At 71.6% G+C, this 15,783-nt stretch carries 14 protein-coding genes; 8 read left to right on the top strand and 6 right to left on the bottom strand.

Annotation, left to right across the window (positions count from 1 at the left end):
• The first annotated feature begins 92 nt into the window (after window positions 1-92).
• Entirely contained in the window at window positions 93-1,700 is a 1,608-nt protein-coding gene (aceB, locus tag ACZ7PG_RS44460; protein ID WP_470245235.1) for a malate synthase A, read from the top strand.
• 117 nt (window positions 1,701-1,817) lie between these two features.
• Here the strand turns inward: aceB and ACZ7PG_RS44455 are convergent, their stop codons facing one another.
• The gene (locus tag ACZ7PG_RS44455; protein ID WP_470245234.1) at window positions 1,818-5,396 is read right to left on the bottom strand and encodes a S8 family peptidase; all 3,579 of its coding nucleotides are present in this window, start codon (window positions 5,394-5,396) and stop codon (window positions 1,818-1,820) included.
• Window positions 5,397-5,538: 142 nt separating this feature from the next.
• Here ACZ7PG_RS44455 and ACZ7PG_RS44450 point away from each other — a divergent pair, with 142 nt between their 5' ends.
• Both ACZ7PG_RS44450 and ACZ7PG_RS44445 read left to right on the top strand, forming a co-directional pair.
• A complete protein-coding gene (locus tag ACZ7PG_RS44450) occupies window positions 5,539-6,030 on the top strand; it encodes a SigE family RNA polymerase sigma factor (RefSeq protein ID WP_470245233.1) in 492 nt (163 codons plus the stop codon).
• 10 nt (window positions 6,031-6,040) lie between these two features.
• Window positions 6,041-6,898, top strand: coding sequence for a hypothetical protein (locus ACZ7PG_RS44445; RefSeq protein ID WP_470245232.1), 858 nt, complete (start codon window positions 6,041-6,043; stop codon window positions 6,896-6,898).
• Here ACZ7PG_RS44445 and ACZ7PG_RS44440 read toward each other — a convergent pair.
• Complete coding sequence (locus ACZ7PG_RS44440; RefSeq protein ID WP_470245231.1) at window positions 6,889-7,422, bottom strand: TetR/AcrR family transcriptional regulator; 534 nt, start codon at window positions 7,420-7,422, stop codon at window positions 6,889-6,891. The genes ACZ7PG_RS44445 and ACZ7PG_RS44440 overlap by 10 nt on opposite strands.
• Window positions 7,423-7,512: 90 nt before the next feature.
• On the opposite strand from ACZ7PG_RS44440, the gene ACZ7PG_RS44435 reads away from it, so the two are divergent.
• From ACZ7PG_RS44435 to ACZ7PG_RS44425, 3 genes are all read left to right on the top strand, one after another.
• The gene (locus ACZ7PG_RS44435; RefSeq protein WP_470245230.1) at window positions 7,513-7,971 is read left to right on the top strand and encodes a nuclear transport factor 2 family protein; all 459 of its coding nucleotides are present in this window, start codon (window positions 7,513-7,515) and stop codon (window positions 7,969-7,971) included.
• A 57-nt stretch (window positions 7,972-8,028) separates the two neighbouring features.
• Window positions 8,029-8,808 carry a methyltransferase domain-containing protein gene (locus ACZ7PG_RS44430; RefSeq protein ID WP_470245229.1) on the top strand — a complete coding sequence of 260 codons (780 nt, stop codon included), beginning with the start codon at window positions 8,029-8,031 and terminating at the stop codon, window positions 8,806-8,808.
• A 118-nt stretch (window positions 8,809-8,926) separates the two neighbouring features.
• Window positions 8,927-9,055, top strand: coding sequence for a hypothetical protein (locus ACZ7PG_RS44425; RefSeq protein ID WP_470245228.1), 129 nt, complete (start codon window positions 8,927-8,929; stop codon window positions 9,053-9,055).
• 106 nt (window positions 9,056-9,161) lie between these two features.
• Here the strand turns inward: ACZ7PG_RS44425 and ACZ7PG_RS44420 are convergent, their stop codons facing one another.
• Window positions 9,162-10,439: a glycosyltransferase family 4 protein gene (locus ACZ7PG_RS44420; RefSeq protein WP_470245227.1), complete on the bottom strand. Its 1,278-nt coding sequence runs from the start codon at window positions 10,437-10,439 to the stop codon at window positions 9,162-9,164.
• A gap of 125 nt (window positions 10,440-10,564) precedes the next feature.
• Here ACZ7PG_RS44420 and ACZ7PG_RS44415 point away from each other — a divergent pair, with 125 nt between their 5' ends.
• A complete protein-coding gene (locus ACZ7PG_RS44415; protein ID WP_470245226.1) occupies window positions 10,565-12,328 on the top strand; it encodes a glycoside hydrolase family 2 protein in 1,764 nt (587 codons plus the stop codon).
• 63 nt (window positions 12,329-12,391) lie between these two features.
• Here ACZ7PG_RS44415 and ACZ7PG_RS44410 read toward each other — a convergent pair whose 3' ends face one another.
• Window positions 12,392-13,507: an ROK family transcriptional regulator gene (locus ACZ7PG_RS44410; protein WP_470245225.1), complete on the bottom strand. Its 1,116-nt coding sequence runs from the start codon at window positions 13,505-13,507 to the stop codon at window positions 12,392-12,394.
• 86 nt (window positions 13,508-13,593) lie between these two features.
• Here ACZ7PG_RS44410 and ACZ7PG_RS44405 point away from each other — a divergent pair, with 86 nt between their 5' ends.
• On the top strand, window positions 13,594-14,823 hold the full coding sequence (locus tag ACZ7PG_RS44405) for a YbiU family protein (protein ID WP_470245224.1): 1,230 nt from the start codon (window positions 13,594-13,596) through the stop codon (window positions 14,821-14,823).
• A 48-nt stretch (window positions 14,824-14,871) separates the two neighbouring features.
• Here ACZ7PG_RS44405 and ACZ7PG_RS44400 read toward each other — a convergent pair whose 3' ends face one another.
• A complete protein-coding gene (locus ACZ7PG_RS44400; RefSeq protein WP_470245223.1) occupies window positions 14,872-15,078 on the bottom strand; it encodes a hypothetical protein in 207 nt (68 codons plus the stop codon).
• Window positions 15,079-15,293: 215 nt separating this feature from the next.
• Window positions 15,294-15,782, bottom strand: coding sequence for a glutathione peroxidase (locus ACZ7PG_RS44395; protein ID WP_470245222.1), 489 nt, complete (start codon window positions 15,780-15,782; stop codon window positions 15,294-15,296).
• Between the last annotated feature and the right edge of the window lies 1 nt (window position 15,783).

Below are 15,783 nucleotides of genomic sequence, written 5' to 3'. Positions count from 1 at the left end.
GGCCGCGGCCTGACGGCGACCCCCCTCCGTCGTCAGGCCGCGTCCCTCCCCTTCTTTCCTTCCCTGCACAGCTCTGCTCGCGGAGGCACCCCATGGTTGATCGGCTGAACTACCGCATCGAGGTCACCGGCGAGGTCGACGGCCGGTTCGCGGAGATCCTGACCCCGGCGGCACTCGACTTCCTGGCCAAGCTGGACAACACGTTCGCCGGCCGCCGTCGCGAGCTGCTCGACGCCCGCCGCGTGCGGCGCGAAGAACTGCAGTCCGGCGAGAAGCCGCTCGGCTTCCTGCCGGAGACGCGCCGGGTGCGCGAGGACCACTCGTGGCAGGTCGCCCCGACCGCGCCGGGCCTGGAGGACCGCCGCGTCGAGATCACCGGCCCGACCGACCGCAAGATGACGGTCAACGCGCTGAACTCCGGCGCGAAGGTCTGGCTGGCGGACTTCGAGGACGCGACGTCGCCGACGTGGCACAACGTCGTCGACGGCCAGGTCAACCTCTTCGACGCCATCCGCCGCAACATCGACTTCACCACCGAAGCCGGCAAGCAGTACACGATCGGCGACGAACCCGCGACGATCGTCGCGCGCCCCCGCGGCTGGCACCTGGTGGAGAAGCACATCCGCATCGACGGCCGTCCGGTCTCGGCGAGCCTGGTCGATTTCGGGCTGTTCTTCTTCCACAACGCCCGCCAGCTGGTCGCGCGCGGCGTCGGCCCGTACTTCTACCTGCCGAAGCTGGAGAACCACCTCGAAGCGCGGCTGTGGAACGACGTCTTCCTGCTGGCGCAGCGCGAGCTCGGCATCCCGCGCGGCACGATCCGGGCGACGGTGCTGATCGAGACGATCACCGCCGCGTTCGAGATGGACGAGATCCTCTACGAGCTGCGTGAGCACGCGGCCGGGCTGAACGCCGGCCGCTGGGACTACATCTTCAGCATGATCAAGAACTTCGCCGCGCACGGCGCCGACTTCGTGCTGCCGGACCGCGCGCAGGTCACGATGACCGTGCCGTTCATGCGCGCCTACACCGAGCTGCTGGTGAGCACCTGCCACAAGCGCGGCGCGCACGCCATCGGCGGCATGGCCGCGTTCATCCCGAGCAAGGACCCGGAGGTCAACGCGACCGCGGCCGAGAAGGTCCGCGCCGACAAGGAACGCGAGGCCGGCGACGGTTTCGACGGCTCCTGGGTCGCGCACCCGGGCCTGGTCCCGATCTGCCGCGAGGTCTTCGACGACGTGCTCGGCGGCTGGCCCAACCAGCTCGGCAAGCTGCGCGACGACGTCCACGTCACCGCCGAGGACCTGCTCGACGTGGCCAGCGCCGGCGGCGAGGTCACCGAAGCGGGCGTGCGCGCGAACATCAACGTCGCGCTGCGCTACGTCGACGCGTGGCTGCGCGGCACGGGCGCGGCGGCGATCCACAACCTGATGGAGGACGCGGCCACGGCGGAGATCGCGCGCTGCCAGGTCTGGCAGTGGATCCGCAACGGCACGAAGCTCGAGGACGGCACGGCGCTGACCCGCGAGCTGGCCGTCGAGTTCCTGGACGACGAACTCGCGTCGGTGCGCGCCGAGCTCGGGACCGGCAACCGCCTCGACGACGCGTACGAGATCTTCACGGAAACCGCGCTGGGCGAGAAGCTGCCGAGCTTCCTCACGACGGGTGCCTACGCGCGGTACCTCACAGACGCCCGGTAGCAGGGGCCCCGCCCGCCCCTACCTGACGAGGGGCGGGCGGATTCCACACCGTTTGGGATGGTGTGGGTCCGGACCGGTCCGGCGACGGTGGCTCCCCGTCGCCGGACCGGTTCGATTTCAGCCCACCGCGTACGCCCGGATCACCGTCTGCCGCACGGTGTTCCCGGCGTTGTCGGCCGCGCTCGCCCGCAGGGAGACGAACCCGCCCGCCGGGTTCCGCACGGCGACCGTCCAGTGGTCCCCGGTCCGGAGCACCGGCGCGGGCTGCCAGCTGCGTCCGTCATCCGTGGACGTCTCGACGGTCAGCTTCGTCCCGCTACCACCGCCTTGCCGCTCCACGAACGCCGGAAACGTGAAGACGCGGTTCGCCGGCGCGCTGTTGCGCAGGTCGACCGCCGGCGCGAACCGAGCCGTCAGCAGGGGCAGCGCCTGGCCGTCCGCGGCCGCCGAGGAGCGGAATCCCCACTCCGCGGAGACGTCCGTCCACAGTGGCCACCAGTCGGTGTGCCGGTGCGCCTCGGCGGTGAGCCGGTACGCGCCGTCGGCGTCCGGCACCGGGATCGTCGCGAGCGTCGGTTCCCCGGTCGGCTCCACGGGAATCGCGACGCCGTCCCTCGTCAGGGCCACCGAACCCGTGTCCCCGGCACCGGATTCGGGCCGGCGCGAGCGGCCGGCGGCATCGCCGAACAGCGGCAGCCACAGGTCGAAGACGCCGTCCTTGCGCCACGCCCACGGCCGCGGCTGCTCACCCGAGTGCGTCACGGTCAGCCCGCGCAGCGACGGCCCGGCCACCGCTTTGTTCCAGCTGAGCTGGTACTTCTTGCCCGCGGCGAGGTCGAGCTGCTCGGTCAGTTCGCCGCGGTAGCCTGCCGTCCACACCGAGTCCCACTTGCCGGGGGAGTAGTACTCGAGGCGTTCCTGTTGCGCGGCAACGGGTTCGGTGTAGCCGTACCCGACCAGCCGGCCGAAGAACTCGTGCCCGGCAACGTACCGGACCTGGCCGGGTGCGTTGTCGTGGTAGGCGGTGCGCACCTCGGCGAGGTCGCGGGTCTTCGGCCGCTGCACGCGCGGAGTCGTCACCTGCTTTTCGACGCCGTCCGCGAGTTCGTAGCGGAATCGCGGCGACGGACGGCTGACCACGGTGGCCGACCCCCGGCCCGTCTTCGCCAGCTCCGTGAACCGCTGCCCGGTGACGCTCAGCCCACTCCACACCACCGGCAGGTGCAGCGTGGGCAGCTCGCCGCCGAGGACCGTGGTCCCGGCCGGGCCGCCGTCGAGCGCGACGACGCCGAGTTTCGCGCCGGCGTTCTCGACGTTCACCAGCCGCTGGTACGCCTCGTCGATCCGGATGCCGAGCGGCAGCCGGACGACCACGAGCTTGCCGCGCGCGTCGATCCCGGCCAGGTCCTCGGGCGTGCCCCCGCCACCGAACACGACCGGGAGCGTGCTGGTTCCGGCCGGCGCGGCCGACTCCAGCCACATGCCCCGGACGGCGAACGGCTGCCCGTCGTCCGCGGTCAGCTCCAGGTCCGGCTCGGTGGCGCGGCGTTCCTGGCTGAAGGCAAAGGTCGCCGAGGACGTACCCGGGACCGTCGCGGCGAACGCCTCCTGGAAGCGCGGGTCGAGGTCGAAACCGTCGGCGAAGACGCACGAGCAGCTCGTGATCCGGCTCAGCCGCTCGACGCTCTGCATGCCACCGTGCGCCGCCGGGTTGTCCGGCTCCAGCGACACCGGCTTGCCGTCCCGCGCGTCCAAGGTCTGCGTGACGGCGTGGTCCAGGACCAGCTCGGGGTGACTGAGGAAGCTGTACGACGGTTCCTGCCCCGGCCGCGGCGTCTCGATGACGCCGTTGACGACGTAACGGCCGCGCGGCAGCCGGAAAGTGCCCGGTTCGCCCTGGGTGAGCGCGCCGGTGTCCAGGTCGAAGATCGACACCGGCGGGTAGCCCGTCGGCGCCCACGGCTTGCCGTCGCGGTCGACGAGGCCGACGGTCAGGTCGTAGGTCTCGTCTTCCTGCCGCATCGACAGCGCGGTCCGCGTGGTGACGCCGTCGCCGCTCGCGGTCAGGATGCCGGAGCGGGTGCCCGGGTGGCCGTCCTGCGCGGTGAAGGTCAGCTCGACGGGCGTGCTGCCCTCGGCGGGAACGGTGACGCTCGGCGGAAAGCTCACTCCCTCGACCGCTGCCCCGAGCGTCAGCGTGACCGGCGTGGCGCCGGAGTTGTACCAGGTGACGGTGGCTTTTTTGGTCGTCCCGTGGTTCGGCCACGGCAGGTACGCCGACGCGCTGCCGGTGGCGGTGACCGCCGAGGTCGTCGCGTGGGCGACGTCGACGCGGCCGGTGCCGACCGCGGCCGGTCCGGCGTCGACCTGCGTCGCGGTGCTGGTGAGAGCCGCTTTGAGGCGGTCCGCGGTCCAGTCCGGGTGCTGCTGGGCGAGGATCGCGGCGGAGCCCGCAACGTGCGGCGTCGCCATCGACGTCCCGCTCAGCGCCTGGTAGCCGCCACCGGGCCAGGCCGCGGTGATCGACTCGCCGGGTGCCGCGACGTCCGGCTTCGCGGCGCCGTCGCCGATCCGCGGGCCCCGGCTGGAGAACGGGCTGAGGACGTCCTTTTTGGACACACTGGCCACGGCGAGTGCCGCGTCCGCCGCGGCCGGGCTCGACACGGATTCGTCCGCGCCGAAGTTGCCCGCGGCGACGACGAAGAGCGTGCCGTACTGCCGGGACAGGGTGTTCACGGCTTCGGAGACCGGGTCGGTCCCGTCGGACGGACCGCCGCCGAGGCTCATGTTCACGACGCGGGCGTGCGCGTCGGCCGCCGCCCACTGCATGCCGGTCAGGACCATGTCCAGCGTGCCTTCGCCGGTGTCGTCGAGGACCTTGCCGACGGCGAGCGACGCGTCGGGTGCGACGCCCTTGTACTTGCCGGCGGAAGCGGCGCCGGAGCCCGCGATCGTCGAAGCGACGTGGGTGCCGTGCCCGTCGCCGTCCTCGACGGTGCCCTTGCCGGTGAAGTCCTTGCTCAGCGAAACGTGGCCGGCCAGATCCGGGTGGGCGGTGGCGATCCCGGTGTCGAGCACCGCGACGGGCACGCCGCGGCCGGTCAGGCCCGCCTGCCACGCCGTGGGCGCGCCGATCTGCGGCACGCTCTGGTCGAGGCTCGCGCGCACCTTCGCGTTCAGCCACACCTTCGCGCCGCCCGCCGCGAGCGTGGCGGGTTCGGTGGTGAGCCGGTTCCAGAACGCCGTCGCGCCGGACTTCGGCTCGTCGAGCGCGGTGTAGCCGAGAGCGGCGGCCTTGGCGGCGACGCCGGTCCGCGCGGCGAGCGCCGGCCCGGCCTGGCGGACCAGCAGGGGCACGTGTGGGGTGTGCGCGTCGTCGTAGCCCTGGCGCAGCAGGCCGGTGACGTTGAACAGCTGCTCGTCGAGCCGTCCGGCGCGGACCAGTTCGGCGGCGTCGCCGGGCAGGACGTACCGGTCGCCGTGGCGGACGTACTGCCGGAACGGCACCGGCCGGTCGCGGCGGGCCGGCAGCACGCGGACGTCCGCGCCTCCGGCCAGCACCTGGTCGCCGGTGACCAGCGTGATCTTCGTCGGTGTGCCGGGTGGGCCGCCGGTCGGGGCGGCTGCCGCGCCGGGTGCGGTCAGGCCGCCCGCGGCCAGAGCCACCGCGACGAGCGCGGTGATCGATTTCCTCATGGGATGGTTCCTCACTGTCGGGGTCCCTCGGCTCGTGGAACGGCCCCGGCGCGCCCGCGGGTTGCCCGGATTTCGATCTCGGAGCAACCCCGGAGGTCGTGCACCCCGTTCGACAGGGTGTGGGGGCGACGAGGAGGAATCGGTGAAACGGTCCGAAGAAGCGGGGTACCGCGACTACGTGACGGCGCGGATGGAGGTCATGCGCCGCACGGCCTTTCTGCTGTGCCGGGACTGGCACCTCGCCGACGACCTGGTGTCGATCAGCATCGGCAAGCTGTACCGGCACTGGCCGCGGGCCCGGCACGTCGAGCATCTCGACGCGTACGTGCGCCGCATCCTGGTGCGGACGTGGCTGGACGAGAAGGCCAGGGCGTGGCGGCGCGAGGAACCGGCGGACACGCTGCCGGAGCCGGCGGTGCTGCCGACCGACGACGTCGTCGAGCGGCTCGGCCTGCTGGAACTGCTCGACGCGCTGCCGCCGCGGCGCCGGGCCGCGGTGGTGCTGCGGTACTACTGCGACCTGTCCGTCGAGGAGACCGCCGAGGTCCTCGACTGTTCTCCCGGAACCGTGAAGAGCCAGACCGCGCGCGGGCTCGACTCGCTGCGCGCGCTCGTCGCCGCGAGCCAGAGCTGAAGGAGGCGTTGTGAGCAAGGACCAGTTCGACGCGGCGATCGGCGTCGTGCCACCATCCACAGTGGACGTCGAGGCGGTGCTGGACCGCGAACGCCGCCGGGCGCGGGTGCGCCGCGTGGCGAACCCGTGGACCGCCGCGGGCGCGGGGGTGACGGCGATCGCGGCCGGGGTGGCGGTGGCGTTCGTGCCCGGGGATCCCGCGCCGGTACTCGTGCCGCCGGCGGCGAGCACGGCGCCGACGGACGATCCCTGCGCCGTCCGGCCCGGCCCGCCGCAGACCGGCGCACCGATCCCGGAGACGTCGGCGGCCGCGTCGAGCCGGCTCACGGCGGTGCTGACCGCCGCCGTCGAACAGCGGCTGGCCGCCGGCTCGACGCTCGGTCCCCACGAACACGGCGTCTACCCGAAGGGGGTCGCGCACGGTCCGCTGGAGTTCTTCCACGTGTTTTCGGCGCCGGTTCCCTTCGAAGGGGCGTGCAGCGGCGGCGAGGACTACTTCATGTCGTCGGCCACGACGGCGAATGGGGAACTCAAGGGCAACGTCATGGCCATCGTCACCCGGATCGGCGGCGTCGCGACGCCCAGCACCGAGTGCATGCCCCCGCCCGAGCGCTCGGAGGGGTCGTGCCAGCGCCGGACCGGGCCGCACGGCGAAACGATCCTCGAGTCCACGGTGCTCCAGCCCGGCGGCCCAACGATGTACCGATCGGACGTCACCAAACCCGATGGCACAGGCATCATCCTCGATGCGGAGAACGTGGCCGGGGACGCGAAGCGGGGCGGCGAGCCCGACATGCCGTCGCCGCCGCTGAGCCTCGCGCAGTTGACGGAGATCGCGCTCGACCCGGGGCTGACCCTCTACCCCTGAGCCGTCAGCAGCACCTTTGCGGCTTCGCGGGCCGTGCTCGCCTCGCCCGGGTCACCGGTGATCGCGGCGAGCACGGTCGCGCCTTCGACCAGCGAGAACAGCTGGTCGGCGAGCTTCTGGTCCGGAACGAGACCACGCAGGTACGCGCGGACTTGGTCCTTGTGCAGCCGGATCGCGGCGGCGATGCCCGGCGCCGGTTCGCCGAACTCGCCGAAGGAGTTGATGAACGCGCAGCCGCGGAACCCGGGTTCGGCGAACCAGTTCGCCAGCCAGCCGAAGACGGCCAGCGGGTCGTCGCCACGGGCGTGGACGAATTCGCGCAACGACCTCCGCCAGCGCTCGTCGCGGCGCCGGAGATAGGCCTCGACCAGGTCGTTCTTCGCCGGGAAGGACTGGTAGAGCCGTTTGAGCGAGACGCCCGAGCGCGCGCGGACGGCGTCCATCCCGACCGCCTGGACGCCGTGGGCGTAGAAGAGCTCCTCGGCGGCTTCCAGGAGCCGGTCGGTCGCCTCCGTGGGAGTCATGTCACCTGCCTCTGGTGCGGAGAATGAGCGTTCTCTAGTCTAGCGAGGAGACTTGAGAACGCGCGTTCTCCCCATGGCTAAGGAGCTCACATGACCCCGCGTCCGCCGTTCCCGCCGTTCGACGAGGACACCGCCCGCCAGAAGGTCCAGGCCGCCGAGGACGCGTGGAACACGCGCGACCCGGAGCGGGTCTCGCTGGCCTACACGGAGGATTCCGTGTGGCGCAATCGCGACCGGCACGTCGTGGGGCGCGCGGAGATTGTCAGGTTCCTGACGGCGAAGTGGGAGCGCGAGCTGGAGTACGCGCTGCGCAAGGAGCTGTGGGGCTTCCGCGGCAACCGCATCGGCGTCCGGTTCCAGTACGAGTCCCGCACCGCCGACGGCCAGTGGTTCCGCAGCTACGGCAACGAGCTGTGGGAGTTCAGCGACGAAGGCCTGATGCGCCGCCGGGAGGCGAGCATCAACGACGTGCCGATCGAGTCCTCGGACCGTCGGATCTTCGGCGCACGCCCGGAGTCGGAGCACGGCCTCCTGCTGCCGATCTTCTGAGTCCGCTTCACGCGTAATCGTCCCTGGCCGGGCGTCGTCGTGGGCAAGCTCGGGCGCATGACGGCACCGGCGTTCGGCGGCGAAGTGAGCGAGTTCTACCAGCGGTTCCGCCGCGGCTACCCGCCCGCGGTGGCGGACGCGCTGACGGCGGCGTTCACGCTGACGCGCGACGACGTCGTGCTCGACCTCGGCTGCGGCACCGGCCAGCTCACCCGGGTCCTGGCGCCCCGGGTGGGCGCGGTGCTGGGCATGGACCCGGAACCGGCGATGCTCGACCAGGCCCGCCGGGCGGGTTCGCCGCCGAACGTGAGCTGGCTCCTGGGCGCGGACTCCGACGTCGGCGCGCTGACGCCGGCTCTCGGCCCGGGCCGGCTGGGCGCGGTGACGGTCGCGCAGGCGTTGCACTGGATGGACCACGCGACGCTGTTCGCGGCGGCGCGCCCGCTGCTGCGCGAAGGTGGCGGCGTCGCGGTGGTGACCAACGGCGAGCCGCTGTGGCTGCAGGACACGGCGTGGTCGACGGCGCTGCGCGAGGTGGTCTCGTCGTATTTGGGGACACCGCTGCACCGGACGTGCGGCACGGACGAGACGAGCCAGTCGCGCTACGCGGACGCCCTCTCGGCGGCGGGGTACGCGGTCGATTCCCGGGTCGTCGCGTACGACGCGCCGCTGAGTGTCGAGGAGATAGTCGGTGGCGTGTTTTCGGCCATGAGCCCGGCGCAGCTGCCGGCGGTCGAGGCGCGGGCCGCGTTCACCGAGCGCGTCCGGTCGGCGTTGTCGCCGCACGGGCCACTGCGGGAGCAAGTCCGGGTGCGCCTCCTGATCGGGGCCCGCTGACCGGTCACGCAAGGCGAATGGGTACCGACCCCTAGTGTTCCGCTGATTGTTTACCCGGGGGCCGGCGCGGATGCTCGCTGCGAGGCGCGAGCCTGCGCCGATCCTCCGAGGAGCACCCATGACCAGCAGGTTGAGATCTGTCGTCGCCGCCGTCTTCGTCGTGTTGTCGTTCTCGTTCGGCGCCACGGTGACGTTGCCCGCGCCGACGTCGGCGCACACCGACTGCTTCCGGCCCTGCCGTTTCTGAGCGGGCCGCTACCTACAGTTCGGCTCGCACGTCGGCGACCTCAGGCGCTCCGAAGGTCGGCCGCGGCGTCGCGCATTCGACGTCTTGTCGGCATCGCGACCACTACCTACAGTTCCGGCAGCCCGGCCGCGACCGGCTCGAAGGCGTTGCCGGTGGCGATCTTCGGCCGCGGCAGCTCGACCGGCTCGCCCGGCTTGGTCCGTTTGTAGACCGCGGCGGTCGCCTCGGCGATCCGGCCCCAGTCGAAGTCCGCGGCCAACCGCGACTGCGCGGCCTTCGCCCGCTTCGCCGCCGCCGGCGCGTCGTCGAGCACGGCCGTCACCGCGTTGGCCAGTTCCGCGACATCGCCGGGGCTGAACGCGAGCCCGGTCTCGCCGTGCACCACGACCTCGCCGAGCCCGCCGGCCGTCGACGCCACCAGCGGCGCCTTCGCGGCCGCGGCCTCCAGCGCGACGATCCCGAACGGCTCGTACCGGCTGGGCAGCACGACGGCGTCGGCCGCGGCCAGCGCCGCCCGCAGGTCACGGTCCGACAGGTGCCCGACGAAGTCGACCGCGCGCCGCACCCGCAGCTTCCGCGACTGCTCGACCAGCTCGTCGAAGTGTCGTCCTTTTCCGGCGACGACCACGCGCGTGCCGGGGTGGCGGCGCCGGATGCGGGGGAGCGCGGCCAGCAGGTCCTGCACGCCCTTCTCCCACTCCAGTCGTCCGAAATAGAGCAACAGCGGCGCCCCGGCCGGGCTGTAGACCTCGCGAGCGCGGGCGATCTCCTTCGCCGGCACCTGCCAGCCGCGTTCCTCGATGCCGTTGTGGATCACCGTGACATCGCCGGCCTCGACCTCGAAGAGGTGCGCAACCTCGCGTCGCATCGCCTGTGAGCAGGTGATGAGCGCGTCGGCGCGGTTCGCCAGCCACCACTCGACCGAGTGAACCTGCTGGTTCAGCGGGTGCGACAGCCAGCCGGAGTGCCGCCCGGCCTCGGTCGCGTGGATCGTGCCGACCAGCGGCACCCGCGCGGCCTCGGCGATCGCGATGGCCGGATGCGCGACCAGCCAGTCGTGCGCGTGGACGACGTCCGGCTGCCAGCTACGCAGCAGGTCCTGCGCCGCGCGGATCATGGCGTGCCCCATGGCCAGCGTCCAGGCGACGAGGTCGCGTTCGAACGTCACGTGCATCGGGTCCTCGGCGACCCGGATGATTCGCACGCCCTCGACGACGCGATCGGTCCGCGGGTGCGTCCCGGCGTCGGTGCCCGCGGCGTGCCGGCAGAGGACGACGACCTCGTGACCCTGGCGGGCCAGGTGGCAGGCGAGTGCGTGCACGTGCCGCGCCAGGCCACCGATGGCCACTGGCGGGTACTCCCAGGACAGCATCAGCACACGCATGCGCAGAGGTTACTCGCGAGTCGGAAGGGCTTGGCGGCGCCCGTGCCAGCCGACCGGCCAGATCCGTCGCCGAATGTGGTCCGACTCACTGGCGAGCCCGGCGATCTCTGCCACCATCGGCCGGGATGACATCACCAGAGGACACCGCCTGGCGCCGGCTCGACCCGCCACTGTCCACCCCGTGGACCGGCGAGGTCGGCCCGGACAACGCCCTGCCCGAGTACCCACGACCCCAGCTGACCCGGCCGCGCTGGCTGAACCTCAACGGCGTCTGGGAGTACGCGGGCTGGCCGTCGTCGCCGGACGAACCACGGCCGTCCGGCTACGCCGAGCGGATCCTGGTCCCGTTTCCGCCGGAGTCGGCGTTGTCGGGAATCGGGCGACGCGACGAGGTCCTCTGGTACCGGCGCCTGGTCGAGATCCCCGCCGACTGGAGTGGCTCGCGGGTCCTTCTGCACTTCGGCGCGGTCGACCAGACGGCGAAGGTCTGGGTCAACAACCAGCTCGTCGCGACGCACGAAGGCGGCTACACGGCGTTCAGCGCGGACATCACCGACGTCCTGCGCGCGTCGGGGCCGCAGGAGCTGACCGTGCGGGCCGAGGACCGCACCGATATCGAGCCCTTCCCGGTCGGCAAGCAGCGCAACGCGCCCGGCGGCATCTGCTACACGGCGTCGTCCGGAATCTGGCAGACGGTGTGGCTCGAGCCGGTGCCCGAGACCCGCGTCGAACGCCTGGACCTGACTCCGGACCTCACCGGCGTGACGGTGTTCCCGCAGGTCACCGGAGGTGCCGAAGTCGTGGTCGTCGTTTCGACCACGGACGGCGAAGTAGCGCGCGGCTCAGGCTCGGCGGGGACGTCGGTCCGTGTGGACGTTCCCGAACCACGCCTCTGGACACCCGACGACCCACACCTCTACTCGGTGCGCGTCCGCCTGCTCGACAAGCATGGCGCGGTTCTGGACGAAGTCGGCAGCTACGCCGGTCTCCGGACGATCAGCCTGCTCCCGGATTCCGAAGGCCGTCCGCGGATCGCGCTCAACGACCGGCCCACGTTCCTTCACGGCCCGCTCGACCAGGGCTACTGGCCGGACGGCATCTCGACCGCGCCCACCGACGACGCCCTGCGCTTCGACCTCGAGAAGACGAAGGAGCTGGGCTTCAACTTCGTCCGCAAACACGTCAAGGTCGAGCCGGCGCGCTGGTACTTCTGGGCCGACACGCTGGGCCTGGTCGTCTGGCAGGACATGCCGTCGCTGACGGTGTCGTTCGACGGCCCACCCGGCATCGCGCCGGACCCGGTCCCGCGGGCGCGCGAGCGGTTCGAAGCGGAATTAATCACAATGATCACACAGCTGCGGGCCGTCCCGTCGATCGTCGGCTGGGTGCCGTTCAACGAGGGCTGGGGCGAGTTCGACACGGCCCGTGTCGCGGAACTGGTCAAGGCCCTCGACCCGACCCGGCTGGTGATCGCCAACAGCGGTGTCAACTGCTGCTTCTCCCGCCCGGACACAGGCGCGGGCGACGTCTACGACGACCACACGTACGTGGGCCCGGGCACGCCGACGGTCACCGATGGCCGGGCGATCGTCGACGGCGAGTACGGCGGCCTCGGTCTGGTGCTGGACGACCACCGCTGGCCGGGCCCGCCGAACGCGTACGAAATGACGCCGACGCGGGACCGGCTGACCGAGCGCTACGCGGAGGTGAGCGCCGCGCTGGAGCGAGTGGTCGTCGAGTGGGGCCTGTCCGGCGCGATCTACACCCAGACGACGGATGTCGAGAACGAGGTCAACGGCCTGCTGACGTACGACCGCCGAGTGGTCAAGGTCGACCCGGAGGTGGTCGCGAAGTGCGTCCGAGCGGTGATCGACGCCGGCTCGGCTTGAGCTGCCCTGGTCGATTCCCGGCAACCGTCCAGGGCGACGACCTCGCCCGGGACAGTTCCGTGGTCAGCTTTCAGCGACGGCCTTGACCAGTCCGTCCCGCCCGTGGTCGAGCGCCGACAACAACGCGCCGCGCAAGGCCGCCGAGTCCGTCACCGCCCCCGTCTCCACCCGGACCGGCCCCGGCGCCGCCGCGCGGACCGTCCGCCGGATTTCGGCAACAAGGCCGGGCCGGCTCCCCGCCGGGCCGCCCAGCAGCACCAGATCCGGATCGACGATCGTGCAGATCGCGGCGACGGCCCGTCCGAGCGTCGCGCCGAGCAGCCGTAGCCGTTCGGCGGCCACGGCGTCGACGGCGGCCTGGTCGAGCGTGGTCAAGATCGCGTCGACGTCCAGCGAGGGCGCGTCGGACCTGCCGAAACCCTGGTCGGCGAGCGCCGACGCGAGCGTCGACCCCGAACTGTCCAGGTACCCGATCTCGCCCGCGAGTCCGTGCGAGCCCCGCACGAGCTGGTCGCCGACGTAGAGACTGACACCGAGCCCGGCGCCGACGTAGACGTACGCAAAGCTCTTCGCCTCCCGCCCGGCGCCCTCCCGTCGTTCGGCGAGCGCGGAAAAGTTGACGTCGTTGTCGAGCAGAACGTCACGCCCGATCTCCTCGGCCCGCAGCGCCCCCTCGGGAAACGGTGACCCCGGCAGCGCGACGACCTCGTGCGTGACCGGGTCGACCGGGTTGGCCACCGAGATCGCGATCGCCCGCACCGGACCCGAGCCCACTCCGCTCGCGGCGGCGACGACGTCCCGGACCGCGGCCGTCACCGGCCGGTCGCCGGGCAGGTGCCGCTCGGTGGCCAGGACCGTCCCGGTGAGGTCGGTCGTGATCGTGCGGACGCCCTGTTGGTTGACCTCCGCGGCGACGACGCGACCGGCGTCCGCGGCCAGCTCGTAGAACGTGGCGATCCGGCCGCGGCGGCCGGTCTGATCGGTGCCGGTGGCCCGCAGCGCGCCGGCCGTCTCCAGTCGGCGGACCGACTCGGAAATCGTCGGCTTCGAGATCCCGGTGGTCGAGGCGAGCTCCGCGCGCGTGGTACGGCCGTGAACGAAGACCTGGTCGAGCACCGCGCGGTCGGTCATGGCCCGCAGCATCGCCAGGCGCGGAAGCGGCCGGTCGGGGTCGGACATCGCACCTCTTGTGGCGGGAGACGGACAGGGGTTACCGTAGCCGGGACATTCTAGTAAGGAGTCCTAACCAAAGATCAAGGAGACCGATGACGACCACAGAGCTGCCCACGAACATGTCCGAGGCCATGTCGCGGACCAAGCACGAACTGCGCGCCCGGATCGGCGACGTCGCCGGCGTGTTCGCCGAGGTGCGCGACGCGATGCGGCGGGAGGTCGATGCCGTCGCCGCCGACCCGGACGCCTTCCCCGTGGTCCGCTACCGCGACATCGCCGGCGGGACCGTGCCGCAGCGCACGCTCGACGCCGTCCGGCGCCGTGGCTGTGCCGTCGTCAAGGGCACCTTCGCGCGCGAAACGGCCGAAGCCTGGGACGCCGAACTGGCCGCGTACCTCGCCGACAACGACTTCGCCGGGACCTACCAGGGTCCGGCCGACGACGTCTTCGCCGGCCTCGCGTCGAGCCAGCCGCAGATCTACCCGGTCTACTGGTCGAAGCCGCAGATCCAGGCCCGGCAGCACGAGCACATGGTCGCCGTCCGGCGGTTCCTCAATTCTTTCTGGCGGCACGAGTCCGAGGGCCGCGTGTGGTTCGACCCCGATCGTGACACGGCCTACCCCGACCGCATCCGCCGGCGCCCGCCCGGCTCGGCGTCGCTCGGCCTGTCCGCTCACACCGACTCAGGCTCGGTCGAACGCTGGCTGCTGCCCGCCTACCAGCAGGTCTTCCGTCACGTCTTCGCCGGAAACTGGCACCAGTACGACCCGTGGGACGGCGCCTACCGCGCCGAAGTCGACGAATACCCGTCGACGGTCATGTGCTCGGCCTTCCGCACCTTCCAGGGCTGGACGGCGTTGTCGGAAATGCACCAGGGCGACGGCGTGCTGCACGTGGTGCCGATTCCGTCGGCGATGGCGTACGTGCTGCTCCGAGCGCTGCAGGACGACATCCCCGACGACGACCTCTGCGGCGCCGCCAACGGCCAGGCCCTGCCGGTGAGCGACAAGTACCACGACGACCTGTTGCCCGCCCTGACCTCGATCCCCGCGATCGAACCGGGCGACACGGTCTGGTGGCACGGCGACGTCGTCCACGCGGTCGCCGACGGAACCAATCCGGAGCGCTGGGGAAACGTCATGTACATCCCGGCGAGCCCGCATTGCGCGAAGAACGCCGCCTATGCCGAAAAATGCGGACGCGCATTCCTGGCCAGCGCGAGTCCGGGCGATTTCGCGCCCGAAGACTACGAGGTGAACTGGACCGGTCGCGCCACGATCGACGACCTCAACGCGGTCGGACGCGAGCAGTTGGGCCTCTGAACGGCGCCGTGCCGGGGCGGCCGCACTCCGCCCCGGCGCGACCGGGATCTACAGCCAGAGTCCGAGGTGCAGACCCAGCAGGTGAATGTGCCCGTGGTGGTGATGGTGGTGGTCCACGCACAGGATGCAGTGGCGGGCCTGGCCGGCGTCGGACGACGGCGCGGCCGACGCGGTGCCCACCGCGGGTCCGGCCAGCAACAGCCCGAGTGCCACAGGGAGCGCGGCCAGCGTGACCCGTCGTCTGGAGGTACTCATCCCATGATCCCTTCTCCGCACGATGGCGCCGGAATGGCGTCCACAGAAGTATTCGGCGTGCGGATGGGAAAAGGGCAGGCTGATCACCCTTGATTCGAGCCAAAGGCTCATGGGAATCATTTCCGGATCGGTTTCCGTGATACCCGGATGGCCGCAGCAGTCAGTCGATCCGGTGAATTCCGGGGGAGGCGGGGGACAGCCGTCCCCCGCCCTCGTCACGCCGGAAGCGCAGCCTCGATGGCCTTGACGACCGCGTCGTCCTCCGGCTCGGTCCGCGGCCGGAACCGCGCCAGGACCTCGCCGTCGGCGCCGACCAGGAACTTCTCGAAGTTCCACTGGACGTCGCCGGACGCGCCCTCGGTGTCCTCCGTCTTCGTCAGTTCCGTGTACAACGGGTGCCGGTCCTCGCCGTTGACGTCGATCTTCTCGAACAGCGGGAAGGTGACGCCGTAGGTCGTCGAGCAGAACGTCTGGATCTCCTCCGCGCTGCCCGGCTCCTGACCCGCGAACTGGTTGCACGGAAAACCGACAACGGAGAAGCCCTGGCCGCCGAACCGCTCCTGCAGCCGCTCGAGGCCGGAGTACTGCGGCGTCAGGCCGCACTTCGACGCGACGTTGACCACGAGCAACGCCTTGCCCGCGAGCGAGGCCAGCGAGCTGTCCTGCCCGTCGAGCGTCTTGACCGGAATTTCGTGGATCCCCATG

This window comes from Amycolatopsis sp. NPDC114504, assembly GCF_055633595.1.
Note: the sequence above shows the minus strand (reverse complement) of the source record. Positions and strands in the feature narration are given on the sequence as shown.